This is a genomic window from Methanohalophilus euhalobius (genome assembly GCF_900215215.1).
In the GTDB taxonomy this organism is placed as follows: domain Archaea; phylum Halobacteriota; class Methanosarcinia; order Methanosarcinales; family Methanosarcinaceae; genus Methanohalophilus; species Methanohalophilus euhalobius.
Map to the genome: position 1 here is coordinate 381,393 of NZ_OBDR01000001.1, position 26,222 is coordinate 407,614.

Annotated in this window: 32 protein-coding genes and 1 tRNA gene; 19 read left to right on the plus strand and 14 right to left on the minus strand. The window is 42.5% G+C overall.

Annotated elements, in window-relative coordinates; translation table 11 throughout:
- Positions 1-13: 13 nt before the first annotated feature.
- The 3 genes from mnhG (at position 14) to CP947_RS01985 (ending at position 1,760) form a co-directional block, all read left to right on the plus strand.
- On the plus strand, positions 14-394 hold the full coding sequence (gene mnhG, locus CP947_RS01975; protein WP_279387840.1) for a monovalent cation/H(+) antiporter subunit G: 381 nt from the start codon (positions 14-16) through the stop codon (positions 392-394).
- Between the two features lie 61 nt (positions 395-455).
- On the plus strand, positions 456-1,514 hold the full coding sequence (locus tag CP947_RS01980; protein ID WP_241645721.1) for an L-threonylcarbamoyladenylate synthase: 1,059 nt from the start codon (positions 456-458) through the stop codon (positions 1,512-1,514).
- A 6-nt stretch (positions 1,515-1,520) separates the two neighbouring features.
- A complete protein-coding gene (locus CP947_RS01985; RefSeq protein WP_096711567.1) occupies positions 1,521-1,760 on the plus strand; it encodes a hypothetical protein in 240 nt (79 codons plus the stop codon).
- A 1-nt stretch (position 1,761) separates the two neighbouring features.
- On the opposite strand, the gene CP947_RS01990 is transcribed toward CP947_RS01985, so the two are convergent.
- From CP947_RS01990 to CP947_RS02000, 3 genes are all read right to left on the minus strand, one after another.
- The gene (locus tag CP947_RS01990; protein WP_096711568.1) at positions 1,762-2,964 is read right to left on the minus strand and encodes a potassium channel family protein; all 1,203 of its coding nucleotides are present in this window, start codon (positions 2,962-2,964) and stop codon (positions 1,762-1,764) included.
- A gap of 72 nt (positions 2,965-3,036) precedes the next feature.
- A complete protein-coding gene (locus CP947_RS01995; RefSeq protein WP_096711569.1) occupies positions 3,037-3,597 on the minus strand; it encodes a magnesium transporter in 561 nt (186 codons plus the stop codon).
- Complete coding sequence (locus CP947_RS02000) at positions 3,594-4,211, minus strand: magnesium transporter (protein ID WP_096711570.1); 618 nt, start codon at positions 4,209-4,211, stop codon at positions 3,594-3,596. Before CP947_RS02000 ends, CP947_RS01995 begins: the two co-directional genes overlap by 4 nt.
- Before the next feature lie 101 nt (positions 4,212-4,312).
- Here CP947_RS02000 and CP947_RS02005 point away from each other — a divergent pair.
- The 3 genes from CP947_RS02005 (at position 4,313) to CP947_RS02010 (ending at position 5,292) form a co-directional block, all read left to right on the plus strand.
- Positions 4,313-4,389: transfer RNA gene (locus tag CP947_RS02005), tRNA-Val, on the plus strand.
- A 399-nt stretch (positions 4,390-4,788) separates the two neighbouring features.
- A complete protein-coding gene (locus tag CP947_RS10345) occupies positions 4,789-5,007 on the plus strand; it encodes a multiheme c-type cytochrome (RefSeq protein ID WP_105460541.1) in 219 nt (72 codons plus the stop codon).
- A gap of 12 nt (positions 5,008-5,019) precedes the next feature.
- Entirely contained in the window at positions 5,020-5,292 is a 273-nt protein-coding gene (locus CP947_RS02010) for a hypothetical protein (RefSeq protein ID WP_096711571.1), read from the plus strand.
- A gap of 3 nt (positions 5,293-5,295) precedes the next feature.
- Here the strand turns inward: CP947_RS02010 and CP947_RS10465 are convergent, their stop codons facing one another.
- Positions 5,296-5,601 (minus strand): hypothetical protein, encoded by a 306-nt coding sequence (locus tag CP947_RS10465; protein WP_164908979.1) that lies wholly within the window; start codon positions 5,599-5,601, stop codon positions 5,296-5,298.
- Between CP947_RS10465 and CP947_RS02015 the strand changes: the two genes are divergently transcribed.
- Entirely contained in the window at positions 5,539-6,075 is a 537-nt protein-coding gene (locus CP947_RS02015) for an ammonia-forming cytochrome c nitrite reductase subunit c552 (RefSeq protein WP_241645789.1), read from the plus strand. The genes CP947_RS10465 and CP947_RS02015 overlap by 63 nt on opposite strands.
- Positions 6,076-6,303: 228 nt before the next feature.
- Here the strand turns inward: CP947_RS02015 and CP947_RS02020 are convergent, their stop codons facing one another.
- Positions 6,304-7,431, minus strand: a complete 1,128-nt coding sequence (locus tag CP947_RS02020; RefSeq protein ID WP_096711573.1) for a DUF2117 family protein — start codon at positions 7,429-7,431, stop codon at positions 6,304-6,306.
- Between the two features lie 168 nt (positions 7,432-7,599).
- Between CP947_RS02020 and CP947_RS02025 the strand changes: the two genes are divergently transcribed.
- Positions 7,600-8,844 (plus strand): nickel-dependent lactate racemase family protein, encoded by a 1,245-nt coding sequence (locus CP947_RS02025; protein WP_096711574.1) that lies wholly within the window; start codon positions 7,600-7,602, stop codon positions 8,842-8,844.
- A 12-nt stretch (positions 8,845-8,856) separates the two neighbouring features.
- Here CP947_RS02025 and CP947_RS02030 read toward each other — a convergent pair whose 3' ends face one another.
- On the minus strand, positions 8,857-9,681 hold the full coding sequence (locus CP947_RS02030; RefSeq protein WP_096711575.1) for a molybdopterin synthase: 825 nt from the start codon (positions 9,679-9,681) through the stop codon (positions 8,857-8,859).
- Between the two features lie 111 nt (positions 9,682-9,792).
- Here CP947_RS02030 and radC point away from each other — a divergent pair, with 111 nt between their 5' ends.
- From radC to CP947_RS02050, 4 genes are read left to right on the plus strand one after another with little or no spacing between them, the layout of a single operon-like run.
- Complete coding sequence (gene radC / locus CP947_RS02035; RefSeq protein WP_096711576.1) at positions 9,793-10,482, plus strand: RadC family protein; 690 nt, start codon at positions 9,793-9,795, stop codon at positions 10,480-10,482.
- 39 nt (positions 10,483-10,521) lie between these two features.
- Positions 10,522-11,433, plus strand: a complete 912-nt coding sequence (mmp11, locus tag CP947_RS02040) for a methanogenesis marker protein 11 (protein ID WP_096711577.1) — start codon at positions 10,522-10,524, stop codon at positions 11,431-11,433.
- Entirely contained in the window at positions 11,430-12,929 is a 1,500-nt protein-coding gene (locus CP947_RS02045) for a thiamine pyrophosphate-dependent enzyme (RefSeq protein ID WP_096711578.1), read from the plus strand. Before mmp11 ends, CP947_RS02045 begins: the two co-directional genes overlap by 4 nt.
- An 11-nt stretch (positions 12,930-12,940) precedes the next feature.
- A complete protein-coding gene (locus CP947_RS02050) occupies positions 12,941-13,723 on the plus strand; it encodes a nitrilase-related carbon-nitrogen hydrolase (RefSeq protein WP_096711579.1) in 783 nt (260 codons plus the stop codon).
- Positions 13,724-13,726: 3 nt separating this feature from the next.
- Here CP947_RS02050 and CP947_RS02055 read toward each other — a convergent pair whose 3' ends face one another.
- The 7 genes from CP947_RS02055 to CP947_RS10355 form a co-directional block, all read right to left on the minus strand.
- On the minus strand, positions 13,727-14,701 hold the full coding sequence (locus CP947_RS02055; protein WP_096711580.1) for a methanogenesis marker 12 protein: 975 nt from the start codon (positions 14,699-14,701) through the stop codon (positions 13,727-13,729).
- A gap of 8 nt (positions 14,702-14,709) precedes the next feature.
- Positions 14,710-15,036 (minus strand): DUF2103 domain-containing protein, encoded by a 327-nt coding sequence (locus CP947_RS02060; protein WP_096711581.1) that lies wholly within the window; start codon positions 15,034-15,036, stop codon positions 14,710-14,712.
- 41 nt (positions 15,037-15,077) lie between these two features.
- Complete coding sequence (locus CP947_RS02065; protein WP_096711582.1) at positions 15,078-15,515, minus strand: ACT domain-containing protein; 438 nt, start codon at positions 15,513-15,515, stop codon at positions 15,078-15,080.
- A 49-nt stretch (positions 15,516-15,564) separates the two neighbouring features.
- Positions 15,565-16,869, minus strand: coding sequence for a phenylacetate--CoA ligase family protein (locus CP947_RS02070; protein WP_096711627.1), 1,305 nt, complete (start codon positions 16,867-16,869; stop codon positions 15,565-15,567).
- A gap of 68 nt (positions 16,870-16,937) precedes the next feature.
- Entirely contained in the window at positions 16,938-17,903 is a 966-nt protein-coding gene (locus CP947_RS02075) for a DHH family phosphoesterase (RefSeq protein WP_096711583.1), read from the minus strand.
- 64 nt (positions 17,904-17,967) lie between these two features.
- On the minus strand, positions 17,968-18,333 hold the full coding sequence (locus tag CP947_RS02080; protein ID WP_072562211.1) for a prefoldin subunit beta: 366 nt from the start codon (positions 18,331-18,333) through the stop codon (positions 17,968-17,970).
- A 116-nt stretch (positions 18,334-18,449) separates the two neighbouring features.
- Entirely contained in the window at positions 18,450-18,680 is a 231-nt protein-coding gene (locus CP947_RS10355; RefSeq protein WP_128753961.1) for a hypothetical protein, read from the minus strand.
- Between the two features lie 246 nt (positions 18,681-18,926).
- Between CP947_RS10355 and CP947_RS02090 the strand changes: the two genes are divergently transcribed.
- From CP947_RS02090 to CP947_RS02105, 4 genes are all read left to right on the plus strand, one after another.
- Positions 18,927-19,445, plus strand: coding sequence for a deoxyuridine 5'-triphosphate nucleotidohydrolase (locus CP947_RS02090; protein ID WP_096711585.1), 519 nt, complete (start codon positions 18,927-18,929; stop codon positions 19,443-19,445).
- Positions 19,446-19,490: 45 nt separating this feature from the next.
- Complete coding sequence (locus CP947_RS02095) at positions 19,491-20,282, plus strand: 2-amino-3,7-dideoxy-D-threo-hept-6-ulosonate synthase (RefSeq protein WP_096711586.1); 792 nt, start codon at positions 19,491-19,493, stop codon at positions 20,280-20,282.
- Between the two features lie 285 nt (positions 20,283-20,567).
- Positions 20,568-22,319 (plus strand): glycine--tRNA ligase, encoded by a 1,752-nt coding sequence (gene glyS / locus CP947_RS02100; RefSeq protein ID WP_096711587.1) that lies wholly within the window; start codon positions 20,568-20,570, stop codon positions 22,317-22,319.
- A gap of 76 nt (positions 22,320-22,395) precedes the next feature.
- Positions 22,396-24,660 carry a DEAD/DEAH box helicase gene (locus CP947_RS02105; protein WP_096711588.1) on the plus strand — a complete coding sequence of 755 codons (2,265 nt, stop codon included), beginning with the start codon at positions 22,396-22,398 and terminating at the stop codon, positions 24,658-24,660.
- 2 nt (positions 24,661-24,662) lie between these two features.
- Here CP947_RS02105 and CP947_RS02110 read toward each other — a convergent pair whose 3' ends face one another.
- Positions 24,663-25,154, minus strand: a complete 492-nt coding sequence (locus CP947_RS02110; RefSeq protein ID WP_096711589.1) for an Sjogren's syndrome/scleroderma autoantigen 1 family protein — start codon at positions 25,152-25,154, stop codon at positions 24,663-24,665.
- Positions 25,155-25,373: 219 nt separating this feature from the next.
- Here CP947_RS02110 and CP947_RS02115 point away from each other — a divergent pair, with 219 nt between their 5' ends.
- From CP947_RS02115 to CP947_RS10900, 3 genes are read left to right on the plus strand one after another with little or no spacing between them, the layout of a single operon-like run.
- Positions 25,374-25,646, plus strand: a complete 273-nt coding sequence (locus CP947_RS02115; RefSeq protein WP_013037155.1) for a UPF0147 family protein — start codon at positions 25,374-25,376, stop codon at positions 25,644-25,646.
- A 43-nt stretch (positions 25,647-25,689) separates the two neighbouring features.
- Positions 25,690-26,043, plus strand: a complete 354-nt coding sequence (locus CP947_RS02120) for a translin family protein (protein ID WP_096711590.1) — start codon at positions 25,690-25,692, stop codon at positions 26,041-26,043.
- The gene (locus tag CP947_RS10900; RefSeq protein WP_279387819.1) at positions 26,015-26,137 is read left to right on the plus strand and encodes a hypothetical protein; all 123 of its coding nucleotides are present in this window, start codon (positions 26,015-26,017) and stop codon (positions 26,135-26,137) included. Before CP947_RS02120 ends, CP947_RS10900 begins: the two co-directional genes overlap by 29 nt.
- Positions 26,138-26,222 lie beyond the last annotated feature (85 nt).

A 26,222-nucleotide genomic window follows, 5' to 3' on the forward strand; every position in this document is an offset into this window, starting at 1 on the left:
ATTTATACAGGATATTCTTAGCAATTTTTTCTTCTTCGCGGGAATGTTCTTTGTATTCCTGGGAATGCTGGGACTTTATCGGCTCCCTGATGTATACAACCGGCTTCACGCAACAACCAAGATCGGAACACTTGGAGCCTTTGGAGTAATGATGGGAATCGTTGTAAAACTTGGGTTCGGACCCATGGGAATCAAAGCAATTACTGTTGGTCTTTTTCTTCTGTTAACAGCTCCCGTAGCAGCTCACATGATAAGCAGGGCTGCTCACAGGCACGGAGTTGGACTTTGTGAAGAATCAACTGTAGATGACTACGGTAAAACCTATTGTATAATAAATTCCAGCTGCCCGGTTAAACATGAAGAAACTATTGAAGATGATCATGAGAAGATGTGAAAGTTAAAGATATAAGATAAGCCTGTCCTGATATAGTGAAGGAATGGAACAAGTATCCCGTATGCAAAAAAAAACAGAGATAATGAGGATTGCTGAAAAGACAGCAGACGATATATTCAAAGAGGCAGGAAAGTTGTTGCGAGAAGGCAAAACTGTTGCCTTTCCTACAGAAACGGTTTATGGATTGGGAGCCGATGCACTTAACCCACAAGCTGTAGAGCAAATATTTATAGCAAAAGGCAGGCCTGCTGATAATCCTCTTATAGTCCATGTATCAAATCAGGATCAATGCAGACAACTTGTGAGCACTTTTACCCCTATTGCTAGAAAACTTGCAGAATGCTTCTGGCCAGGACCCCTGACAATAATTCTCGAAAAAACAGATATGGTGCCTTATATAACTACGGGAAGACTTGAAACCGTAGCAATCCGCATGCCTGCAAACCAGATTGCCCAAAATATTATAGAGGCAGCCTGCAAACCTATTGCTGCCCCCAGCGCAAACCTTTCCGGTAGGCCCAGTCCTACAACTGCGTCCCATGTCGAGGAAGACCTTAAAGGCCGAATCGATGCAATTGTGGACGGAGGGGAAGTAGAAATTGGTGTAGAATCTACTGTAGTCGATGCACGCGGAGAGGTCCCGGTGATATTGCGCCCGGGAAAGATTTCTGCCGAAGATATACAGCAATGCACAAATTCAGAAGTATGTATTGGATATGCAAAAATGGATCATACGAAAAAACCCCTTTCACCCGGCATGAAATATACCCATTATTCACCTTCTGCAAAGGTTATACTTGTGCAGGGAAAAGCAAAAGACGTATCTGCAAAAATTGCATACCTTGTTGGAAAGACTAAAAAGGAACAGGAAAGGGCAGGATTGTTACTTACAGAAGAGATCCAAAACGATTTCCTGTTGGAAGAAAAATTATCTATAGGCCAGGCAACTAAACCCGAGACAGCAGCAAAGCGTATTTTTGCAGGATTAAGAGAGATGGATTCAAAGGGTATGGATTTGATAATTGTAGACGGGTCTTTTACTGAAAAAGGGATTGGAACTGCAGTCCTTGAGAGACTGCAAAAAGCAGCTGATATGATTATAACTACACCACGGATGTGAACACCTATGAAGGATGAGAAAAAAGAATATCTTGTACACAAGCAGATGTATCAAAGTACCGTTAAAAGAAACAAGAAAATCGGCCTGGCAAACATGTTTGTCCTGGCTACAGGTCTTGCATTAAAATATATAGGCAGACCGGATATCGGAGAGCATTTTATCTGGCTGGGAATTGTAATCCTTCTGTATACGTTCGGCTCCAACATGTTGGCAAAAAAAGAAATGCAAAAGCACCAGCCAAAGTGAATCAATCCTCTCTCACGGGGCAGGCGCACATTTCCAGCAGAGCCTCTTCCCCGGTGCGAGAACCTCGTCCTATAAGGATGTCTCCTCCCTCAATACGAGTGCGGGCACTTGGACTGTAAAGCCATCTCCCGGCTCTTTTTATGGCCATTATGTGGACCCCTGTCTCAGTGGCAAGCTGCAATTCTCCGAGCGTATCACCGACAATCGGGGAACAGTCTTCCACTACAACCCTCGTGATAACTTCATCCGAACCTCTAACAGCAAGAGTAATTATGGGGTGCAGTTCTATATCCCTGAGCACCGTATCAGCAATACCATACGCAGCATCAGAGATGGCTTCAGATGCATTGGCAAGATGTAATAGACCCTTGAGTTCGTCAACATCAGAGACATGTTTTGCGGTTTCAAGTACCCAGTGCTGGAGATCATATTTCATGACATCCATCTCAGACTCAATGGCACGCACCTCTTCTGCTATATCATTATTGTCATAGAGTATTGCAAAATAGGCAAGTCCTACAGACATTTCAGCCATGTTTTTCATGTCTACGATGATATCTACGGCCTTTTCCAGGTCTTTTAATAGTCGCTCGTGTGAATTATCCCGTAAAACATACTCTTTGTTGGTGGCAAGTTTGATCAGAAGAGGTACCCCTTCATCATGCCCTCGTGCAAACAGGACATCTCCAGAACGTATGCGTGTTGAGTGATCTGGATCGTATATCCAATCATTCTGGCGTCGGATAGCAATAATCCACATCCCTGTTTCAGTATCCAGTTCAAGATCGCCCAGTGTATAACCATTCATGCTGGAATCATCGCTTACTGTTACCCTTAAAATGGTTTCTTCAGCTTCTCTGAGTGCCATTTTTAGTTCCAGCGGAATACCCATTTGCATCAGGACAATTTGGGCGATATCAGCAGCTGCATTTGCGATTTTTTCAGAAGATGAAGCTACCTGAAGCACCCCCGTCATTTCTTCGGCTTCCTCAACACGACGGGTACTTAACATTGCAGCCATGTTCATGTGATAGTAGTAAGTATCCATCCTCTCTTCTAAGCGGAGGACTTCCTCAGCAATATCCTCATCATCATAAACCATAGCAGAGTAAGCAAGATCTACCATAAGTTCTGAGGTGTCTTTCATTTGAATAAGAAGATCTTTGAGATTAGTAGGGCTATATTTGATCTCTTTGGGACACATGATTCGTTCTACCTTTGTTAACTTAAACTAATTCGCGAATATAAAAACATAATCATTTAATCATTATTAGTGTCAGACAAACTCCAACAATGCTATAACTCCAAATATGGCAGAGATCCCTACAACATCACCGATAGTTGCAATTATAGGAATAACGGTATCATCCGGGTCAAGCCCGAATTTGTGAGAGGCAACTGCTACAACCAGTGTTACTGCATATACTATGACCAATTCTATCACGCATGCCATTACAGAGATACTGAAAAGACTTGTAAACTCTATACCATTGTAAACAATCATCCCCACAATCCATACCACTACACTCAGGAAGCAGGAAGCGATAATACCTACAATAAAAGCAGCTACCAGACTATTGCGTACAACAGGATTCTTATGGATACGTGTGGTACCAAGACCCATATGAAATGCCGAGGCCAGCCTTGCTCCAAGCATGCTGCCTGTATCTCCTCCTATTTTTATCAATGCGGGTATCAGGAGTAAAAGGATGGGATATGAGATCAAACTATCCAGATGCGAGTTCATGATCTGACCTGCAAAAAGGCCGATGAAAGAAGTCAGGAAAAGGATAGGTGCACTGCTTTTCACTATACTTCCAATGGAATAATAGCTCATATTGCCAACACCACCTTTGCGGAAAGAAACAGCATGAACATGGATACGATGTCACCTATAGTTGCTATAGAGGGTGTGACTACATTATCCGGGTCAAAACCAAACCTGAACATACCTATGGCAAAAAACGTTGCTATTACAGAGAGAATTAAACCTGAAGACAAACCTGCTATAACGGCTATTAATGTAAGGGTAAAGGCACCTGCACTTTCCAGACCCAGAGCAACTGTCATAAAATGACCCAACAAACCCAGTACAAAAGAGAGCAACAAACTGAGCAAAAGAGAACCGCCAATATTGTTGAGCAATTCGGGGTTGCGCTCTATTTTTGTAATCAGACCCATATGTATTGCACTCCCCAGACGGGAGCCCAGGGTAGAGGAGATGTTACCCCGCATTCCAAGCACTGCCGGAGTTATCACTAACAGCCCGGGAATTACCTGAAGTTCTTCTGTCATACCGGAAAGAATGAGGCCTGCAACAACACCTCCTACAGTAGCAAGAAGCTCAAAGGGAAGAACTTCCCTTACAATCGAACCGATACTTGCATAATCCCCGAGATAATAGGCTTCTATATCTTCTTCATATTCATAATTTTCAGGGTCTGAATCCATCAAAACCTAATCAAATCTTACTATTATAAAAAGAATGGCATTCCATACATCAAAAATGATATATACAACTTGTAACATTTACGGGATGCAAACACAGGCTGGGGCCCGTGGTCTAGCCGGTCATGACATCGCCTTTACACGGCGAGGATCCTGAGTTCGAATCTCAGCGGGCCCACCAGACCTTTTATCGTCTTATGGTATTGATTTTTCAAGATTTTTAAGCTTATTTTCCAGATTTTCTACTCTTGTCGTGAGGTCAGATTTGGTAGTTGGTTGTATAACTTCTATTTCACTATCAAAATCTTCGTCCAGCGAGATTATGAATAATGGAGTGCCTTTGTTGCAACTGATTGAATTACATGGCGGAAATGTGTGGGTAGAAAGTCAATACGGCAAATACAGTATATTCGGATTCAACCTTCCCTTAAGCCCCGATGATAAAAATCTACAATAAGGAGTGGAATCCCAAAAGCTCCACACCAATACTAAAATCGCAACAAATAGAATACTTTTTTACCCGATTATACTAAATACAATCATAGCTAATCTTATCAAAAGATTAACGTGGGAGTATTAGTTGATCAAAATTGTAATTGTAGCACTAACTTTGTTATTCTTATCAGCAGGCATGACAGGGGCCTGGCAACCGGAGACATGCAAGCAATGTCACAATGAACAATACATTATATGGAATTCTTCGGCACACGCGGATTCCCTGAAAGCGGCAGGAGGGTCGGTTGTTGACATTGAAAGTTGCACGGAATGCCACGTTGAATCCTCAATAAAGGAAACATAGGGAAGAGAAGATGTGGAGACAACTATTGAGCCAATTACGTGTGAAGTCTGCCATCGGCCTCCTGAAACAGGTTATGATTCACATATTGACAATCCGTCCAGCCATATACCAAAAGTGAATCTTTCCGCCGGGATGTGTGGCAACTGCCATACGGATTCACATCATCCTATTATTGATGAATGGGATGAGTATTCCTACAAAAAATTTGATATGGAATCGATGGCAAGTCATTCCGAACCCACTGATGTGGCGGAAACCTTCATTCTTGAAAGGGATAATTCCTGAGTCTCATTCAAAAGCACCGATGGTGCCATTGTTTCTCTGGAAGATGAAAGTATCGATGGTCTGAACCTGGATGAAGTTCCACAACCTGAAGATGTAGAAGAATGGCGTGTTACCTGTGTAGCCTGCCATGAACCACATTCCGCTGAATACCGTATAGAGGGGGCTCTTCTTTGTGGGAATTGTCATAACGGCATGGGTGCCACGGCAGATGGCATGACTACGGAAATCCACCATCCCAACTGGGAGATGTATAACGATTCCATCTATAACACAGGCAACCACCCTGAGGTCGGGTGTTTGGATTGTCATATGGCTTCAAGGGAGTATAATGACACCACACATGAAATAGCCGGGCATACCTTCGATTATGAACCCGAACTGCTATTCAGTTTGGAATCATCCGGGGAATGTTATGATTGCCATGATGAAGAATTTGCAGAAGTTATTGAAACAAGACAGGATTTGATTGCGCAAAGGATTGAAGAACTTAAAAGTGTACAGAACAATGCCAGTGTTGCTCTGGAAAATCTCAATGGTACGGCTTCCTATGAGACAAAACTTGAAGACTACAACAATGCAGTCTTTTACATGCATTTTGTTGAAGAGGACGGATGTCTTGGCATTCACAACATGGAAAAGGCCAATGAATATCTGGACAAATCAGAAAAATTATTCAATTCTGTAACTGAAACTGAAGAGCCTGTTGAGCAACCCGGATTTGAAGCAATTGTTGCAGTCTTTGGCCTGATGTTTATGTTCTGGATAGCAAAGAAAAGGGATTGAATTATCCCTTAACTTTTACTTTTCTTTGTTCTTTTCAATTTGCTCTCTGAGTGCCTTAATACCTACTGTGTCTTTTTCAACCCTCACCATTATATCACCTGTAAAGGGCATTTTATACGCCGGCTTCACATCATTTCAAGCTGGCAATTCCAAAACTCCCTAATAAAAATAAAATATCTTCAGTAATAAGTGTATGTAACTATCTGGAAATACCTGGAGGGATACAGATTAATAATTAGATTCAATTGGATAGAAGATCACATGCCTTATGTGAAATTTTGCCAGATCAAGAATCTGTTCTTCCAGATAAGATTTAGAGGGAAATTCGGGGAGGGATGTAGGAAAGAATGAATCCTTTATTTGTTCTCCCACTATATCGTCACAACCTCTTTCAACCTGTATTATCGTAGAACCTTCGCAATATTCAGCATCAACAAGCACATTATCCCTGTCCCCATCAGTAATTCCTATCAATGGTATTTCCAGACGTTTCAGGATGCTTCCTGCAATAGCCGTTGTGTCATCCCCAACTGAAATTGCTAGGTCCGCTTTTCTTGCAAGTTCGAATGTCCTTTCCGCTTCATGGTTAATAATTACGGCCCTACATAACTGGTGCTTATGAACATCAATTCTTTCCCTGTTCATTGATTCCAGAACAGGAGTGCGGCGTAAATTTCCACTTTTTATCCACGCATTTTCAGGGTCAATCTTACCGATGTATGAAGCAAGTTTTTCCACACCATGTTTTTTCAATTGTCCGCCCTTGATAGCAATAATAATCCCATCCTCAAATATTAATTCCACATCCTCAGTATTGGCGTAACCGATTACAAGGCCGTTGACCATTATGGATTCTCCGGGCAGGACCCCTGAAATCATACGTATCGTTTTATTATCGTTTTTTCTGATAGATGGTTGCCTTGCAATTTCAGGGTACACCAGTGGCATACCCAATTTCCTGCATAGCCAGTATACATCGGAGTTTACATTTTGTCCCCTGTGAATAACTTTCCCATCCAAATTCCCGGGTCTTTCAACATGTACAAGGGGGACTTCAATATCCACTCTATCCGCCACCATATTTCCAAAAACAATCCCGCTTTCAATGGTTTTACCATGATTTAGCAGGAATACACAGTCACACTCTTTTGCAAGTTCAGTGATCGCCTCACTGGGTTTGCTCAAACTCCAGATGTCGATTAAATCTTCAAGAAAGGAATCCAGCACGGCCAGTTTACACATAGTCCCGGCGGCTACGGCATACACATCTGCTCTTGCTGAAAGAAGTTGTATTATTTTCCCTGCCCAGCCACTGTCTATTATTTCCGGGCCGTGTATTATAATTCCATATTTCATCCTGTCATCCTTATACTTAATGTCTCATAAGTGAAGATAAATTTATATCTTATCGATTCAAACCATCAACCTGACAAAAGTCGGTCTATTCTGAGTAATATCCATCCCCTCCGTTTTACCTTCATATGCGACTTTTGTCTTCATTGCAAATAAATGAGGACCGACAAAATGACCGTAATCACTGTACCCTATGGTAACGAAAGTATTGATGTCAACATTCCGGATTCCAATATGGGTGATATCCTGATGCCCTGTGAAATGGAAGTAGAATCTACCCCTGAGGAACTTGTAAAAAATGCTCTTGCAAATCCGGTAAACAGCAAAAAACTTTCAGAAATCGTAACACCGAATTCCAATGTAGCCATCATAGTCAGTGATATTACCCGTCCATCCCCCTCTGCAACAATGCTCCCAACACTTCTTGAAGAATTGAAATCCGGAGGATGTACCGAAGAAAATGTAACGGTGGTCTGTGCTCTGGGACTTCATCGCCAGCAAACTGAAGAAGAGATTAAAAAAATACTGGGCCCTCTTTATGGAAACGTCAGATTTGTTGAACATAATAAAGAAAATTGTGTAAAGGTGGGAACAACTTCCAGAGGGACTCCGGTCGAAATATTCAAAGAAGTTTATGAGTCTGATATAGTAGTGTGTACCGGTAATATTGAATTCCACTATTATGCAGGTTACAGTGGAGGTGCAAAAGCAATCCTTCCCGGGGTGAGTTCCAATAATTCTGTTATTACAAACCATAAGATGATGACTATTGAAGAGGCAACTACCGGCAATATCGACAGTCCTGTAAGACAGGATATGGAGGAAGCGGCTCAAATATTCGGCCCGGATTTTTTACTCAATGTGGTCCTCAACAGCAAAAAGGAAATCGTCAGGGCTGTAGCCGGTGATATTATAGATGCCCACCGAAAAGGAGTTGACTGTGTGGATAAGATGTACAAGGTGGAAGTGAAACCTGCAGATGTTGTCATTACAGCAACCGATGTCTCAAAAGGGATGAACCTCTATCAGGCATACAAACCGCTGGACAATGCAAAAATGGCAGTTATTGACGGAGGCACCATCCTGCTTGCAGCCCCATGCAGGGAAGGGTTTGGTCATGAAATATTTGAGCGCTGGAGCCGACAATGCAGTTGTCCTGTGGAAACAATTGAAAAATTCAACTCAAATTTTGAGTTTGGGGGACATAAAGCGGCATTTATAGCACAGCTTGCAATGAAACATGATTTGCTCATGTATTCAGAAATGCCTGAAAAGGATGTACAGGACGTGTTTTTCAAGCCTGTACCAGACATCCAGCAGGCGATTGATTCAATCATTGCAAAAAATCCGGCCGTGAGAATCCATTTCATGCCCCATGGCCAGAGTACCCTGCCGATTCAAAAGTCGAGAATTTAAGAGACTGCTTACTTATGCGTGATCATGTACCCAGAAATCACCTTCCATGGTAACTTCTTTTTTCCATATGGGCACCTCTGACTTTACTCTTTCAATCGCATCACTCAGGGCTTTAAATAACTCCTGTCTGTGGGCCGATGCTACAGCAATATACACAATATCCTCTCCCCGCATTAGTCGGCCACTTTTGTGATGGATTAACACTTCGATAATTCCTTCTCTTTGTTTGAGGTCATTACATATCTTTTCTATACGTTCATCAGCAACACTCTCATATTTTTCAAATTCGAGCATTTTTGTGCTGATATCATCTGTCTCCCCTCTTACCACACCGGTGAAAGTACCGATACTTCCAGTCAGAGGAAATTCAGGCATATGACGTATTCTGTCAATCATACTGTTCAGGGTTACGAATTCCGATGTTTGCTGTACAATTCCTGCAACTTCGTCCATATCCCAGTCCGAACAAGGAGCAAGCCTGAGTACAACATTCCCTGCTTCCTCATCCATCTCTCCCAGCATTATTTTGGGCAAATCACTATTTGTAGCGCCTTCCACGATAGCGTAATCCATCCCTCTGCCTGCAAGGACTTCAAGAGCTTCATCCAGGCCTGCCCCACGCTGAATAGAAACCATACCTTCCTCTGAGACTGCAGTCACGTTTTCAGCGCCAGAATCGAAATGTTTACCCGTATCTTTTTTTGGGGAATCAAAGCGATGATCATGCATGATTTTGACAGTACCAACTTTACCCTTCAAAGCAAGTTTTTCCACCAGCCTGCAAACAAAAGTTGTCTTGCCGGTATTTTTGTAACCAATAACAGCTACGACTTTCATAATTATGGCATGGAATTATAAATATAAGTAGGCATTGGATAGACTGACATAATTTGATAATTAAGAAATATTACGTATTATTTATATATAAGAGGATTATTTACTCAATGTATGGATGAGCAGAAATTAAGGGTACAGGATATGCCATTGGAAGAAAGGCCAAGGGAGAGAATTGCAAAATATGGGCCTTCGAACCTTTCCAATACGGAATTGCTTGCAATAATCCTGCGAACCGGTACAGCGAAGGAAAATGTGATCAACCTGTGCAGTCGTATTTTTGCAAATTATTCTATCAAAAATTTAAGTCAGGCCAATATCACAAAGCTGACCGAAATCCATGGAGTAGGGATTGCAAAGGCTTCCCAGATCTCTGCTATATTCGAACTGGCTCGCAGGCTTGAGAAACATTCAGATGAGCCACTGCCACGTATCCGTTCCCCGGATGATGTGTACAAACTCCTGTATCCCCAGTTGAGGTGCCAGAAAAAAGAACATCTTACAACCCTTCACCTTGACACCAAAAATCAGGTCCTACGGGAAGATGTGGTATCAATAGGCAGCCTCAATGCCAATATTGTTCATCCAAGGGAGGTATTCAAATCAGCCCTTCTGGAATCAGCAGCCTCTGTAATTCTTACACACAATCATCCATCGGGAGATCCCACACCAAGCAGGGAAGATATAAATATTACCCGTAAACTCGTAGACGGAGGGAAAATACTCGGAATTGATGTACTGGATCATGTGATAATCGGGGAAGGAAAATTTGTGAGTTTGAAGGATGAAGGATATATTTCCTGACAAAAGATTTAAAGCATTTTCCGACAATTATCCAGCCGAATGAAAGAGATAGAACTTGATGAACCATACTCCATCCCTTACAGGGCAATCTATGCCATATGTGATGAAACGGATGAATGTGCGGAGATAATTGAACATAGTAATTGTTATGGTGGTGCTGCATGGGCCAGGCACCATTATTCCCACTCCCCTATTGTCCGGCAGGTAAGGACACTGGGAAATATGACTCGCTATCTTGTAAAAACCGGTAATGTACCCCTTGAACTAAAGCCATCGTCTGCCGCTGCAGGTATTGAAGCGGTGGAAATCAAAGATAATGAGGTTGCAATTACCTATGCCGGACTGGGTGGGGGAGGCGTCGGTGCCACGCGTTGTCGTGCACAGGCAGCCGGGGTCCTACACTCAGAAACTACTCCCTCTGGAGGTGGGAAGGCGGCAAAAGGTACCATCATTGTCCCAAAACGCAAGCGTGTACTCGTGGGAATTGATGATACTGACAACAAAGAAACAGGTGCTACCTGGTGTCTGACCCACAACATCGCAAAAGAACTGGATTGTGTGGAAAGTGTGTACCTCTCCCACTCCCTGGTGCAACTTTTCCCTGTATCGGCAAAAACCCAGAACTGTGTTTCAACAGTCCTGGAATTTGGATGTGTGAATGAAAGGGCACAGAATGCACTCCTTGAAAATATCCGCAGTGCACTGGAAAAGTACAGTGTATCAAAGGATACGGGAATGGTTGTCCTCGACTCCTTTAATGCTTCCAGCATTAAGGAATACAGCAGATTGTGCAGGTCTGCTGAGCTGACCTATGAGTTTGCAATGGAGTATGCTGAAAATCATGGTGTGGATGTCTGGATTGATGGTAAAGGCGTAATAGGTGCCCTTGCTGCCCTACCCTGGTTTGCCAGACCGGATGATTCGGTAATAATGGATGCTGAACTCCCATGAATGAGCGTCAAATAAGCGGCAAAGATGTGATATTAAAGGCTGCCGGCCTGCTGGAAGTTAAGCTGGTCAGTGCGGTTGCCGGCTATCCTGTTACTTCGATTGTGAATCTATTCAGAAATGATGATTTTTGGGCAGACAATACTTTCTGGATGATTAATGAAAAAGTGGCTCTTGAAACTGCCCTGGGGGCCTCGGTTGCCGGACGCAGGTCTTTTGTCCTGACAAAACATGTGGGCATGAATGTACTCTGTGACCCTCTGGTTACATCCGCCACCCATACAATAGGCGCAGGTTTAGTGATAATCGCAGGGGATGACCCCGGCGCAAAAGCCTCCCAGAATGAACAGGACTCACGCTATTTCGGACCCCTGGCCGAAGTACCTGTCTTTGATCCTGCAACTCCTGAAAAGTTGTTTGATTCACTGAAAGAAGCAATCGAACTTTCGGAAAAGGCAAGTATTCCCGTTATAGTCAGAGTAACTTCCCGTCTTCTGGAATCGTTTTGTGAAAGTGCTTTATTGCGACCAAAAGGATCGGTACCACCTGAATTTGACAGGTCTGTATGGGACTACACCATGAAGGGGAAGCATCAGCGTTTCCATTCAATGTCATACCCTTTAATGGGAGATTATTCCCAATCACAGGATTGTCTGTGTCATATCGATACAACAAAAACAGGCATTATTTCCTCAGGTTATCCTGCCTGCCTTGTGGAAAAATTCATTGAAGAAAGCAATTCCCGGATTTCACATCTGGCTCTGGACATGGTTTATCCACTGCCAATTAAAAAATTGAAAAGATTTATTGATCACCATGAATATGTGCTTGTGGTTGAGGAAACAGAAGATTACATCGAATCTCATATTTCAATCGAAGACACCATAAAGGGCAAATCCACAGGACATATACCCCATGGTAAAATAGAAAAAGAACATATACTGCATGCTCTTGAAAATATCAAAAAAACACATATGGATAAAGTGGTCAACCCCGAGACTATTAAAGAGAGAGGGCCACGTTCTATCTGTGATACATGCCCCTATCTGCCTCTCTACAAAGTGCTTGGTACAATAGATAAACCAATTGCAGGGGACATGGGCTGTTCCATATTAAGTACTTCTGCACCTCTTCAGGCCGTGGATACAGGTTTTGCACTTGGCTCTGCCATATCGGTCGCCTGTGGTTTCAAAGGAAAAGGTATTGCAGTCATCGGGGATTTTGGTCTGGCACATACAGGAATGCAGGGATTGATCAATGCAAAATCCAACGGTTTTGACCTGCTGGTTATTATACTGCAAAATGATGTTGCAGCTATGACGGGAGGACAGGATGTAGCGGACCTTACTCATGTTCTTGAAGCACTTCATGATGACATTGAAGTGGTAGATTTTGCAGAAAAAATCAAAGAAAGAGAATTGCAGGCCCTTCTGATGGAAAAAATGGAAAAAAAAGGAATATCCATAATACTTGCAAAAGGTACATGTCCCAAATACTGAGGAGATACTCTATGGTAAAAGTTGCCTGTATCCAGATGGACATTGAGCATTGTAATAAGAAAACAAACATTGAAAAAGCCCTCGCTATGGCTAATCGGGGCCTTGCCATGGGTGCTGAAATAATTGTATTCCCGGAAGTGTTTTCCACAGGTTTCTGTTATGAACAGATGGATAAACTGGCTGAAAAGTCCCCCTACCCCACAGTAGGACAACTTGCGGATTTTTCAAAAAAAAATAAATGCATCCTTATCGGTTCAATAGTGGAAGAACTGGATGCTAAAACCAAACCCTATGCCAATCTTGGGTTCTGTATTGAAAGCGGTATAATTCGGGGAACCTATCACAAAATTCACCCCTTCGGGGAAGAAAAAGGTCACTTTACCCCGGGTGATTCCATTCAGCCCATAAAACTTGAGAATATATGTATCGGATTGGAAATATGCTACGAGATAAGGTTTCCTGAAGTGGCACGCAAACTTGTGCTTGAAGGAGCCGACTTACTGGTGACTATTGCCCAATTTCCGGATCCGCGGGGCAATCACTGGAGAATCCTGGGTCCTGCCAGGGCAGTGGAAAACCAGATTCCTCATGTGATGTGTAACCGCACAGGAAAAGACCCTACCAAATCGTTCCCTGGAAGTTCCATGATTATTGATGCCCTGGGGAATACTCTTGCAGATTCCGGCCGCGATGAATGCATAATCATAGCAGACATCGACCTCTCACTTGCCAAAGAACTATCCAGTAAAATACCTGTACTGGAAGACCGTAGGAGAGATCTGTATTCCAATTGAAATTCAGATACTAACTTCGATACCCAGGATTTGCTTTTTGCCTTTTGCAATATCCCTGGCCATTCGGGCACATCCAGTAGCTGCACTCCATTTTCCCAGAATCCAGGGTTTCATATCCAGATAGTGATGTATTTTTTCCACAAGAGGATCCACTTCTGCCATAGAACCTGCAAGAAAAAGACAATCACATGTTGAATAATCCTTTAGCAAAACTTTCATAGCTTCTATTTCCATGGATGCAAAAAGAGCAAGAGTATCAATTGCAAATTTTGCCTGATCTTCATTATCTTTTAATCCATCAAGCAAATCTGCAGTGTTTTTATAAGATGTATTTTTCACCACACCACTGTTCATGAAAGCCTCATTCGCACCACATGTCCCGGCATCAACCTGCCTTATTGATTCAAGATCAAGAGGGCCGTGTACGGTACCGGGTGCGAAAATACAGGCATCAAGGGCACCTATAACCACGCCGTTTGCAACAGCCAGAGTTACAGTGTTTGAACTGATATCTGATACAATGAAATTATTAATACCCCTGGATAATGCATCATAGGCAATTCCAAGTTTTTCAGGGCTTGTGGAATGAGAAAATACGTTCATTCGAGAATCAGTATGGCTTTGTGAATGTATCCCGGGTATTACAACTGTGGGGATTTGTGCCTTCTTGATAGTATCAAACACCAGAGTTCCCGCACCGGTCTTTTTACCGACTCCTTCAATACTTCTTACTCCACGATTGTGGACATCCTGTATATCCATAATATTGACAATTCCATCTCCCATAGAATAAGTCAGGGCAATCATTTCAATCTGTTTGATATTGATATTGAATTGCTTTTGGATTAATTCAAGAATTTGACTGTCTTCCATTTCCTTCATGTCTGTTCGGGGAACTTCAAAATAGAAGGATTTTCCATGTTTATCAAGAGCTGCAAAACGCATTGCATTTGTGCCGTGATCAATACCCAGATACATACCCGGGATCACTCCATAAACATTGCATTTATTTCCTGCATTATTCTTTCCCCTTCTTCTTCTTTCCCAACGCTTGTAACGATTCTTACCTCCTGGGAAGAAGTACCATGTGTCAGGAGAGCCCTCAAATTGCCTCTACTATCCGGACGAAGAAGTTTTACATCTATCTTCCCCCCGGGTGCACTCTTTCCTTTAACAGTAATTACTGAAGGGATTATTCTTTTGACATCTGGATGATTACTGATTATTTTGAGCAGTTTCTTGCCATGTCTACCACCTATGATGGTGGAATGCGAACCCCCAAGCTTGCTTTGTAAGGTTGAATTAGGAGTCATATATAGGAGCCGTGGTTTTACTTTTCAAAAAAAAAGAAAGATTAGATGCTTTGCACATCACCCATATCCAGCAATGAAATTCCTTGTTCATAAAGCGTTTCAACAGCGGTTTTCAAATCATTAACGCGTATTATGAGAAACGCCTTTTCTGTTTTTGTAACAAAAGCGTAAGCATAATCGATGTTGACACCTTTTTTGCCAAGTACCTCTGCTATTGTTGCAAGCTGGCCGGGTACATCTTCCATTTGTATACCCAGAACATCTGTTTCGGAAACTGTAAAACCTGCATCATGCAATACACGATGTGCTTTTTCCGGCTTGTCTACTACCATCCTTATAATTCCGAAATCCCCTGCTTCAGCGATAGTAAATGCCCTTATATTGACGGATGCCTCTTTGAAGCTGGATGCAATATTTGCAAGGTGGCCTGGCTTATTCTCTGCAAAGAGTGATATTTGTTTGATAAATTTCTCATCCATGGAATCATCAACCTGTGGTGTTATGGTCTATAAATTATCCTGAAATTCTTTATAGCTTTCTATTATCAATTATCTTTTTGGATTTACCAATAGACCGCGGAATTGTCCCATGTTCTACAAGTTCGACACCAACAGAAAGATTGAGCACACTCTTTAGAGCAGAGGCAACTTTTTTCTCCAGTGAGATTATGTCATTGACCTTGTCACTGAATGCTTCATCATTCATTTCAATCTGTATTTTCATTGTATCCATTTCATTGATACGATCCACATGTATCATGAAATGTTCTTCAACTTCGGGTATTTTCATAAGCACGGATTCTACCTGTCCCGGGAATACGTTGATTCCACGGATAATCAGCATATCATCCACACGTCCGGTCACCCTCATTATTCTGGGATGTGTGCGCCCGCATTCACAGGGTTGCTTGTTCAGAATTGTACAATCTCCTATCCTGTATCGGATAAGAGGCAGGGCTTCTTTTTTAAGAGTGGTTATTACAAGTTCTCCCCTTTCTCCTTCTGGTAGAGTATCTCCAGTTTCAGGATCGATTATTTCCACAATAAACTGGTCGCCCCAGATATGAATTCCATCCTGGCAAGTACACTCAGTAAAAAGTGGCCCACTGAGTTCAGAGGTACCAAACACATCATATGCCTTTATGCCTGTAGCGTCTTCCATACGCTTGCGCATTTCCTCAGTCCAGGGCTCGGCTCCGAATATACCGGTTTTCAGGCCGGTATCCTCCTGGAAATCAATACCCTTATCCTTTGCTTCTTCTGCCATGTAAAGGAAGTAAGAAGGAGTACATGCAAGCGTTGTGGTACCAAGATCCTGCATCAGTTCAAGCTGTTTATCGGTGTTACCAACACTAATCGGCAGGACGGTGGAACCCACTTCTTCAGCACCATAATGCAGTCCGAGTCCACCTGTAAAAAGACCGTAGCCATAACTTACCTGAAGGACATCCCCACGGCCCACACCAATTGATGTTAATGCTCTTCCCAGGGACTTTGCCCACTCATGAATGTCATTTTTGGTATAACCCACAACAGTAGGTTTGCCAGTGGTACCTGAAGAAACATGATAGCGTACAAGCTGTGTATCAGGTACACAAAACATTCCTTTAGGATAATTATCCCTGAGGTCCTGTTTATAGGTAAACGGAAGCTTTTGCAGGTCCTCCAGAGTCCTGATATCTTCCGGTTTCACCCCGGCTTCATCAAAACGTTTTTTGTAAAAAGGAGAGTGAGTATAGACATAGTCTACAAGATGGCGCAACCGCTCCTCCTGAATCTGTTCCAGCTCATCAAGGGGCATTCTTTCAATCTGTGGGTTCCAGTATTCGATCATGTTATCACATAACAGATATTTTGTCATGTACAAAGTACATCATTATATATAATATTTGAAATTAAGATTTATAAACTAGACGGATTCTTCTTATTCCGGAGAACTTCAATAACCTTTTGTTTGCAGGCCCAAAGTATCTCATCCATATCGGCAACTACATCGATACCCGCAGCACCTGCATGTCCTCCACCTGTGCCATTGTAATCAGCACTCACATCTTCCATGATCTGACCCAGATTTACTCCGGCATTTACAGCATCTCTCTTTGCCCTTCCGCTAACCCGGATAGAGTTTTCTTTCAACGTACCTACAAATGCAACATCAGCACCTATATTGATCAGCATTGAAGAAGCAGAACCTCCAAAAGAGCTTACATGAGAGGTAGCCACAAGCCAACTTTCCACTCTTTCAATCTCCGCACGATTGGCCGTCTTTAGCATGGCAATACGCATAGACACATCCTGTGGAGTGGAAGCCATCAGCTCCAGTACTTCCGCATATTCAACACCGCTGCTTTCAATAATATTAGAAAATGTGCGGAAAGTATCACTTGTTGCATGTTTGAAATGCCCGGTATCGGTCACTATCCCTGTCATGAGCCCCACAGCAGTACGGTTCATAATAGGGGCACCCATGCATTTCAGTACATCATAAACTATTTCTGCAACAGATGTCTTATTGCGGTGCAGATAAAATGCTGCATTCTCTGTAAGAGCAGTTGTGGCGTGGTGATCAATCACGCCATAGTGACATAATTCAATATCATTTAATTGTGCAATTGTTGAAGTATCTACTACAACCGTAAGATCGTAGGCTTCGGGGTTTGGGTTTTCCACAACATCAATCTCAAGTTTGTCAACCAGCAAAGAAGCAACACGATTGCAACCATCAACCAGCCCTACTTTGCCTCCAATAGCTTCAGATAGAGCAAAGGCACTGCTTACAGCATCGGGGTCAGCATTGCGATGACATAGATACAGGATATTATGGTAGTCAAGAAGTTTGTTGTAGAATCCCTCTTCATCTACTTTCATTTCAACCTCTACTATCACTACCCGCAATTGTGCCGGCAAATGATAGTTGGCAGGCAGGTCAGGCTCACTGTGCCTGATAACCGCCCTGGGTACCCATAGCCTGTTTGACCTGTTCCTGAAGCTGGTTGAAACGTTTGGATATGCGTTCTTCCTGACGAGAAATAGACTGCAATCTCAGGGAAAGGGTTTCATTTCTCTCTTTGAGCTTTTCGATAGCATCATCCTTGGTCGTACGGATCTGCATATCCCCAACAGTCCTGTAGACAACTGCATCTCCTGATAACTGTTCAAGTTCTTCCAGAGCATTTTCCGTTTCTTTCAGTGTACTTTCGATCTGATTTTTTTGCATAGCAAGTGTCTGGGCCTGTTGTTGAACCTGCTGCAACTGTGCCAGCTGGTTCTGGACCTGTGGGGGTAGTTCTGAACTCATTTTAGTTTCACCTGAGCATCCAATAAACCTAAAATGATTTTAATGTTTCTATGGTTCATTCACCTGAAAAGATGTCTGCAGTTGTTTATTGGAAGAGAGTCCAAGCAACCTGAGATTCAATAGTACATCACAAGATAGATGTGTACCCCCAGCAGATAAGAAAGGAACCATAATGCAGCTATGAGTTTCATTGCAATTAACCTATTGAGAATATCCTTGACCCTGCCCATAAAAAGTAATTCTACATAAAGGCCCAAAAGAAGGATAAAAAGGCCCAACCCATGATGGAAAAGCAGTTCAATATTGAAAAACGTGTTAAAGTAATAAGTAGATCTTACACCAGACATAGCGGGGTACATAAAAAATACTGTCGACAAAAGCTGTGCAAACAAAGCAAAACCCATTATACGACAATGGAGTTTAGTTTTATTATTACGAACAAGATATACTGAAACAAGTATAATAGTTATCAGAATTGTTTGAAAAATAAGGTTTAACATAAAATATCCCCTCCAAAGTGTCTTACTGAAGATTGGAACAGAATGATATAAGACTGTCTTACAATAGAAATGCAAAAAAGAGGTATATAACATATGGCAATGCTATCAAGGAAAGAACTTAACAAACTACTGGAGGGTGAGCAGCCTCTTGTAGAAGGTTTTGTGGATGAAGAATTTCAGGTGCAACCCAATGGTATCGAACTTACACTTGAGAGTGTGCACAGACTAAATGGAGAGGGTACCATCGATTTTGATAATTCAAAAAGGCAAATTCCTGAAAGTATACCTCTTGATTTTTATGAGGAATGGATTGATCTTGAAAAGGGCATATACAAAATTATCTTCAACGAAATCGTTAATATTCCCAAAAATATTGCAGCACTCGCAACACCAAGGTCAAGCCTGATACGTGCCGGAGCGACTCTGGAAACTGCTGTATGGGATGCCGGATACCGGGGCAGAAGCGAATGTTTACTTGTTGTATATAACCCCGATGGCCTGAAACTGCAAAAAAATGCGCGTCTTATACAACTTGTGTTTTATACTCTGCACACAGAAGTGGATGAAGGATACAATGGTAAATACCAGAATGAGAATACCTGCTTACAATAATTTTTTATAAAAAATACATGTGCATATATGTACAGGAGAGGACACATGAGTGAAATTGGCAAATCCGTAAGGATAGAACGCATATTCGATCGTAATACACAAAACGCAATAATAATACCAATGGACCACGGAGTCGGGGCCGGGCCTCTAAGAGGACTGACAGATATGCCCACTACTGTAAATAAAGTCGCTGAAGGTGGTGCAAACGCAGTATTGGGGCACATGGGTCTTCCCAAACATGGCCACAGAGGATATGGAAAGGACGTGGGATTGATAATTCATCTTTCCGGTTCAACATCCCTTGGCCCTGATCCAAACCACAAGGTACTGGTTACCACCATTGAGGAAGCCATAAAGGTGGGCGCTGATGCAGTATCAGTCCACATAAATATAGGTGCAGATGATGAGGCAGAAATGTTGCAGGACCTTGGTAGAATTGCAAAGGGCTGTGATGAATGGGGAATTCCCCTTCTTGCAATGATGTACCCCAGAGGACCCCGCGTAGCATCAGAACATGATGCAGAGTATGTGAAACATGCTGCAAGAGTGGGTGCCGAGCTGGGAGCAGATATCGTAAAAACAAATTACACAGGAGATATTGATTCATTCAAAGAAGTCGTGGAAGGCTGCCCGGTACCTGTTGTTATAGCAGGTGGTCCCCAGATGGAAACCGAAGAAGATCTCCTTCAAATGATACATGATTCACTGGAGGCAGGCGGCAGAGGTGTTGCAATCGGCAGAAATGTATTCCAGTCCGAAGACCCGGTTGTTACCGTATCTAAAATATCCCGCATTGTACATGGGGGAGAATCTGTAGAAGAAGTCCTCAATAGATAATATTTGAAAAGAAGAGAGCAAGACCATGTGAGTGATATGGCCAAATGAAGATATGTTAGGTAGTGGTACGATATGAAAATGGTCTTGTATATGATAGTGTATATATAGTCCTCTATAGACAGGTCACACATCCCCAATAAATGAATAAATGTTACTGGGCTTTAATTGTTCTGTTCATAATTATAGTGCAATTTTGAAATAGTTCGATAGAATTAAATGTCATGGAAATATGGAGAATGAGATCACTTTCATAGATATATTATCCCATTTATCGAGGATTCAATTATGGACAAATATGAGCAGGTTATAGAACTGGCAAAAAGACGGGGATTCCTGTGGAACTCTTTTGAATTATATGGAGGTACTGCCGGATTCTATGACTACGGACCCCTGGGAAGTACCCTGAAACGCAGAATAGAAAACATTTGGAGACAATTCTATGTCGTCCGGGAAGGTTTCATGGAAATCGAAACTCCCACCATCGGCATTGAGGACATTTTCGTGGCTTCCGGTCATGTAGGTGGTTTCTCCGACCCTCTGTGTGAGTGTGAACAATGTGGAGAGGCATTCCGGGCAGATCACCTGATTGAAGACTATGTAGCGGTTGCGGATGCATTGACCAATGAAGAAGTAGATGAGATGATCAGCAAATATGATATTTGCTGCCCGGAATGCGAGGGGAAACTCGGAAAGGCCAAGGAATTTAATCTGATGTTTGAGACGAGTATAGGACCCGGCAATGGCAAACCCGGATACCTGCGTCCGGAAACCGCTCAGGGAATCTTCATTGATTTCCAGAGGCTGGCGCGTTATTACAGGGAAAAACTGCCTTTTGGTGTAACCCAGATCGGTAAGTCATATCGTAATGAGATATCCCCGCGGCAGGGTGTCATAAGACTCAGGGAATTTACCCAGGCTGAAGCTGAAATATTCATCCATCCACAAGAAAAAACACATCCAGAAATTACTGCAGTGGAGAATGACCTGATAATACTTTATTCCGATAAAGCCCAGGAAAGAGGGGAACTGGAGGAAATGACAATCCGGGAAGCAATTGACAATAATATCATTGCCCATGAATTCCTTGCATACCATATCGCTCTTACCAACCGTTTCCTCAAACGTATTGGTATATCTCCTGATAAACTGAGATTCCGCCAGCATAAAAAAGATGAAATGGCACATTATGCAATCGATTGCTGGGATGGCGAAATCAAGACATCTCGTTTTGGATGGATAGAAACAGTGGGTATTGCTGACAGGACCGACTATGACCTGAATGCGCATACAAAAATGAGCAAAAATGAGCTGGCTGTCTATATTGAATATGATGAACCTAAAATGGTGAAAAAATTTGCTGTAAAACCGGATATGGGAAAACTAGGCCCCCTATTCAGGAAAAAAGCAAAGGATGTTGCAGAAGCCCTCAAGCAACTCGGGCCTGAAGAACTCGAAAAAGATGACGATATAAAAGTATTAGTCAACGGCGAAGAAGTTTCAGTACCAAAAGATGTTGTTTCAGCTGAAGAAGTGGAAGAAAAAATAAGCGGGGAAACTGTGGTACCCCATGTGATCGAACCGTCCTATGGAATCGACAGGATATTCTACACATTACTGGAACATGCTTATGAAACCGAAATGGCCCCTACAGCTGAGGACGAAAAGGAAGAGGAGCGCATTCTTCTCAAATTTAAAAGCGAAATCGCCCCAATCCAGGTAGCAGTCCTGCCACTTATGAAAAACAGTGATGAACTGGTCAATAAAGGCAGGCAGATCGTAAGTAACCTAAAGGACATGGGATTGATGGTGGCTTATGATGATTCGGGAACCATCGGAAGAAGATACCGAAGGAATGATGAAATAGGTACTCCATATTCGGTAACTATTGACTACGACACCCTTGAAGATGATACCGTTACAATTCGTGAAAGAGATACCATGAAACAGGTTCGCACCCATGTAAGCGATCTTGAAGGAAACCTGGAAAAATTAATCAGTGGAAATATGGTGTTTGAGGAGGCGGGAAGCCCCCTCTAATACTTTCAATCCGCTTTGCTAAGATATTAATAAAGATTGTTTGTTATTTCCCCTTTAAAGATAAGTAAAGGGTAATATGGTAAAGTACATACAACATCCCCTGATTAAAACCGATTCTGTCGAACAACGTCTCTACCAGCTTGACCTGGCAGGCAAAGCACTATCTTCCTCTACACTGGTAGTCCTTCCCACAGGGCTGGGCAAAACAATAGTAGCTCTGCTTGTCATGGCGTCAAAACTGGAGGCTACGGGAAAAAAGGTGGTGATGTTATCACCCACAAAACCACTGGTCGAACAACACGCAGCTTTTTTTAGCCAGATGTTAAACCTGGAACCTGAAGAAGTGATGACATTTACGGGAAATCTCCCTCCTGCAAAGAGGGAAAATATGTGGGAAAAGGGCAGAGTAATAGTATCCACGCCCCAGGTCATCGAGAACGACCTGCTCACAAAAAGGATCAGTCTTCAGGACGTGGCCCACATAACATTCGATGAAGCACACCGTGCTGTTGGAAACTACTCATATACCTACATTGCAGAGGAATATTTCAACCAGGCAAAAGAACCCCTGTGTCTGGCAATTACAGCAAGCCCGGGAAGCTCTGATGAAAAGATAGCAGAGGTCTGCGAAAGCCTTCATATCGAAAAAGTGGCAGTCAAAACAGAAGACGATTCTGATGTTACCCCATATATCCACCATAAACAAGTCGAATGGGTTCACTTAAAATTGCCCGATGAAATGCAAAGGCTCAAGGATTTGCTTGATAAAGTCCTGGAAGACAGAATCCAAAAACTGGATGAACTGGGATACAGACTGCCCTACGGGAAAAAAACATCAAAAAAGGAACTACTGGGACTCCAGAGAAAAATGCAGGGCCAACTCAGAAGTGGAAACCCTGATCCTTCTGTATACAGTTCCATATCCCTCATGGCAGAAATCCTCAAAGCAGGCCATGCAATAGAAGTTATTGAAACCCAGGGAGTAGGGGCTCTTGCCAAATATGTGGACCGCCTGGAGAGGGAAGCCTGTACAAAGGGAGCGAGTAAAGCTTCTAAAAGACTCATGGAAGACCTGTTCATGAGGCAATTATCCTATCGTATTAAAGAGTGCGGTGCAGAGCATCCCAAACTTGAGACCGTGTGTAACATTGTAAAAGAACAATTAACCTCCAATCCAGATTCAAGAGTGATCGTTTTTACCAATTTCAGGGATACCGCAGAAATGGTAACAGATGCACTATCAAATATTGAAGATATAAATCCAGTGAAATTTGTAGGCCAGAGTTCAAAATACAGAGACAAAGGCCTGACCCAGAAACAACAGATCGAAATAATCGATCATTTCAAACAGGGAAACTTCAATGTACTTGTTGCAACTTCCGTTGCTGAAGAGGGACTGGATATACCTGCAACAGACCTGGTTGTTTTTTATGAACCAATTCCTTCAGAAATACGCAGTATCCAGAGAAAGGGGAGAACCGGCCGCAAACATGCCGGCAGGGTTGTAGTTCTGGTAACAAAGGGGACCCGGGACGAAGGTTACTACTGGAGCAGTGCAAACCGGGAAAAGAAGATGCAGGGAAATATCAGACAACTCCAGGAAACACTATCCACAGATGAACACGAAAATCCTTTCATTAAAGAAAAGCAGCGCAGTCTTGAAGATTTCGACAACCGCGTGGGGCCTGAAGATGAAAACGGACCGGAAGTCGTGGCAGATCAAAGAGAGATACGCAGTACTGTAACACGCAATCTACAAAAAGCAGGTGCATCCCTTAGTGTAAAAACTCTCGAAGTAGGAGATTACGTTGTCAGTGAGAATGTCGCTATCGAGAGAAAGGAAACCGGCGATTTCGTGAATTCACTTATTGAGGGAAAGCTCTTCGAGCAGCTTTCAAACCTGACACGCACTTATGAAAAAACCATCCTGATTATAGAAGGAGAAGGACTATTCAACGCCCGGCGTATCAATCCCTCTTCCATTTACGGTGCAATGTTATCAATATCAATGGATTTTGAAACAACCATTCTCCATACCAGGGACGCAGAGGAAACAGCAGCTCTCATACTCCAGATAGCTAAAAGACAGCAGGGAAAGGAAAAAAAACCTATCAATCCCCACGGGAAAAAAGCTGCTCCAATCCTTTCAAAGCAGCAGGAATATATTGTATCCGCAATACCCCAGATTGGACCACAAGCAGCACGCAACCTGCTTGAACATTTCGGGTCTGTTGAGGCTGTAATGAAAGCTTGCGAAGAAGAACTCAGGGAAGTGAAACTCATTGGTCCTAAAACCGCTGCACGTATTAGAGAAGTGGTTTGTAGCGAATATAAAGGATAAGATCAGGAATTGTGCCTTATCCTTTCCAGAATATTCATTCCCCTCTCGATAAGATCAAAAGCGTCTTCTACACGCCGGGGATCTGATTCTGATTGAATATTTTTTGCTATTTCAACAAGTTTGGATTCTATCAATTGTTCAAGGGGACTTGAGCCCTTCCTTTCAGCATGCAATGAATCAGATACTGGTTCCTGAAAGTTGGCGTGCGGTTGCTCCGAAGAAACCTTCGATTTACTTTCAACAGGCTCTGTTTCAAACTCCTCTTTTATTCCCGTGGATACTTCTGTTTCAACAGAAGGAATCATTTCCTCTACCTTTTCATTTTGGTCCTCTTCCCCCTCTTCTGCAACGTTACATAGAGGACATAGGACCTGCCCTTGATAACGGAATAAAGGAGATCCACAAGTATCACAATGTTGTGCAAGCATTGTGCCACCCAGTTCAAGCAATTTGGAAATTCTTCTTATTTTAGCATCGTCATCATTTCTTCCCATTATTATCACATCACAACTAAAAGAATAATATGTGGCCGGAATACAGCATTCAGTACAAAGAGGTAATAGTCCACCCAGGAATTTAAATCTGACTGAATCGGGCAGCAACTTCCATAAGATAAGATTCCAGCAAACGGGTAAGTTTTTATATGAGATTATTAGTTAGACATACAGAACTAACCCTTATTTTATGTCCCTAATTAACTCAAGGTGATCAAAATGCTGTCTGTTAATACTAAAGATGTTATAGAGCAATGCACACAGGTACTGGAGCACATAGCAAACGATAATTCAGTCCCAAGAAATATCAGGCGCTCCGCCACCGAAGTCGTAGAAAAATTAAACGATGACAGTGAAGCCCTTTTCCTGAGAGCTTCTTCAAGCATATCCATTCTTGAAGACATCAGCAATGACCCAAACATTCCCCTTCATACCCGTACATTAATCTGGAATGTAGCAAGTCAGCTTGAAACAATACCTGTGGATGAATAATTCATCAGGTATCTTTTTTTTATCTAGATAATCCCCAGGAAACATGGATTCTATTACCGGTATCCTTATTGGAAATTTTGAAGAAAAGGATGCTGCACGGGAAAGGGGCTTGGCCCTGTCACGTAAACTTGTCAGAGCGTGCCGTACAACTACTATCGCCATTCATCGCAAAGACAGGGATACTGTCAAAAAGAATCTCCTGACTGCTCGTAATTATATCCAGGAAATGAATGAAACCCTGGGAAAATACCCTGAAATATATTACAAAGGACCTGTGGGCCAGGCACAGCAGGAATATGCGGAATGTATTATTACCTATTCTATACTATGTGAAAATAAGACACAAAGAATTGCCAACTCATCAGCAGATGGAAGTCGAAGATTCAGCCTATCATAGTGGCCTGGCAGAAGTCGGCGGCGAATTGAGAAGACATGTACTTGATCTGATAAGAGAAGACAAGCCTGCAGAGGGGAAAAATATTTACAGATAATGGATAACATTTATTCACTTTTAATAATGTTTGATTACCCTGATGTAATTACCGCAAATCTCAGATCCCTGAATGAAAAGACCAG

What these genes read in the sequence shown, in the direction of transcription:
- CP947_RS01980 (WP_241645721.1), top strand. Translation starts at nt 456, where the DNA reads ATGCAAAAAAAAACAGAGATAATGAGGATTGCTGAAAAGACAGCAGAC.
- CP947_RS01985 (WP_096711567.1), top strand. Translation starts at nt 1,521, where the DNA reads ATGAAGGATGAGAAAAAAGAATATCTTGTACACAAGCAGATGTATCAA.
- CP947_RS01990 (WP_096711568.1), bottom strand. Translation starts at nt 2,964, where the DNA reads ATGTGTCCCAAAGAGATCAAATATAGCCCTACTAATCTCAAAGATCTT.
- CP947_RS01995 (WP_096711569.1), bottom strand. Translation starts at nt 3,597, where the DNA reads ATGAGCTATTATTCCATTGGAAGTATAGTGAAAAGCAGTGCACCTATC.
- CP947_RS02000 (WP_096711570.1), bottom strand. Translation starts at nt 4,211, where the DNA reads ATGGATTCAGACCCTGAAAATTATGAATATGAAGAAGATATAGAAGCC.
- CP947_RS02015 (WP_241645789.1), top strand. Translation starts at nt 5,539, where the DNA reads ATGTATAACGATTCCATCTATAACACAGGCAACCACCCTGAGGTCGGG.
- CP947_RS10465 (WP_164908979.1), bottom strand. Translation starts at nt 5,601, where the DNA reads ATGACAATCCAAACACCCGACCTCAGGGTGGTTGCCTGTGTTATAGAT.
- CP947_RS02020 (WP_096711573.1), bottom strand. Translation starts at nt 7,431, where the DNA reads ATGAAATATGGAATTATAATACACGGCCCGGAAATAATAGACAGTGGC.
- CP947_RS02025 (WP_096711574.1), top strand. Translation starts at nt 7,600, where the DNA reads ATGACCGTAATCACTGTACCCTATGGTAACGAAAGTATTGATGTCAAC.
- CP947_RS02030 (WP_096711575.1), bottom strand. Translation starts at nt 9,681, where the DNA reads ATGAAAGTCGTAGCTGTTATTGGTTACAAAAATACCGGCAAGACAACT.
- radC (WP_096711576.1), top strand. Translation starts at nt 9,793, where the DNA reads ATGGATGAGCAGAAATTAAGGGTACAGGATATGCCATTGGAAGAAAGG.
- mmp11 (WP_096711577.1), top strand. Translation starts at nt 10,522, where the DNA reads ATGAAAGAGATAGAACTTGATGAACCATACTCCATCCCTTACAGGGCA.
- CP947_RS02045 (WP_096711578.1), top strand. Translation starts at nt 11,430, where the DNA reads ATGAATGAGCGTCAAATAAGCGGCAAAGATGTGATATTAAAGGCTGCC.
- CP947_RS02050 (WP_096711579.1), top strand. Translation starts at nt 12,941, where the DNA reads ATGGTAAAAGTTGCCTGTATCCAGATGGACATTGAGCATTGTAATAAG.
- CP947_RS02055 (WP_096711580.1), bottom strand. Translation starts at nt 14,701, where the DNA reads ATGTATCTGGGTATTGATCACGGCACAAATGCAATGCGTTTTGCAGCT.
- CP947_RS02060 (WP_096711581.1), bottom strand. Translation starts at nt 15,036, where the DNA reads ATGACTCCTAATTCAACCTTACAAAGCAAGCTTGGGGGTTCGCATTCC.
- CP947_RS02065 (WP_096711582.1), bottom strand. Translation starts at nt 15,515, where the DNA reads ATGGATGAGAAATTTATCAAACAAATATCACTCTTTGCAGAGAATAAG.
- CP947_RS02070 (WP_096711627.1), bottom strand. Translation starts at nt 16,869, where the DNA reads ATGATCGAATACTGGAACCCACAGATTGAAAGAATGCCCCTTGATGAG.
- CP947_RS02075 (WP_096711583.1), bottom strand. Translation starts at nt 17,903, where the DNA reads ATGAAAGTAGATGAAGAGGGATTCTACAACAAACTTCTTGACTACCAT.
- CP947_RS02080 (WP_072562211.1), bottom strand. Translation starts at nt 18,333, where the DNA reads ATGAGTTCAGAACTACCCCCACAGGTCCAGAACCAGCTGGCACAGTTG.
- CP947_RS10355 (WP_128753961.1), bottom strand. Translation starts at nt 18,680, where the DNA reads ATGTCTGGTGTAAGATCTACTTATTACTTTAACACGTTTTTCAATATT.
- CP947_RS02090 (WP_096711585.1), top strand. Translation starts at nt 18,927, where the DNA reads ATGGCAATGCTATCAAGGAAAGAACTTAACAAACTACTGGAGGGTGAG.
- CP947_RS02095 (WP_096711586.1), top strand. Translation starts at nt 19,491, where the DNA reads ATGAGTGAAATTGGCAAATCCGTAAGGATAGAACGCATATTCGATCGT.
- glyS (WP_096711587.1), top strand. Translation starts at nt 20,568, where the DNA reads ATGGACAAATATGAGCAGGTTATAGAACTGGCAAAAAGACGGGGATTC.
- CP947_RS02105 (WP_096711588.1), top strand. Translation starts at nt 22,396, where the DNA reads ATGGTAAAGTACATACAACATCCCCTGATTAAAACCGATTCTGTCGAA.
- CP947_RS02110 (WP_096711589.1), bottom strand. Translation starts at nt 25,154, where the DNA reads ATGGGAAGAAATGATGACGATGCTAAAATAAGAAGAATTTCCAAATTG.
- CP947_RS02115 (WP_013037155.1), top strand. Translation starts at nt 25,374, where the DNA reads ATGCTGTCTGTTAATACTAAAGATGTTATAGAGCAATGCACACAGGTA.
- CP947_RS02120 (WP_096711590.1), top strand. Translation starts at nt 25,690, where the DNA reads ATGGATTCTATTACCGGTATCCTTATTGGAAATTTTGAAGAAAAGGAT.
- CP947_RS10900 (WP_279387819.1), top strand. Translation starts at nt 26,015, where the DNA reads ATGGAAGTCGAAGATTCAGCCTATCATAGTGGCCTGGCAGAAGTCGGC.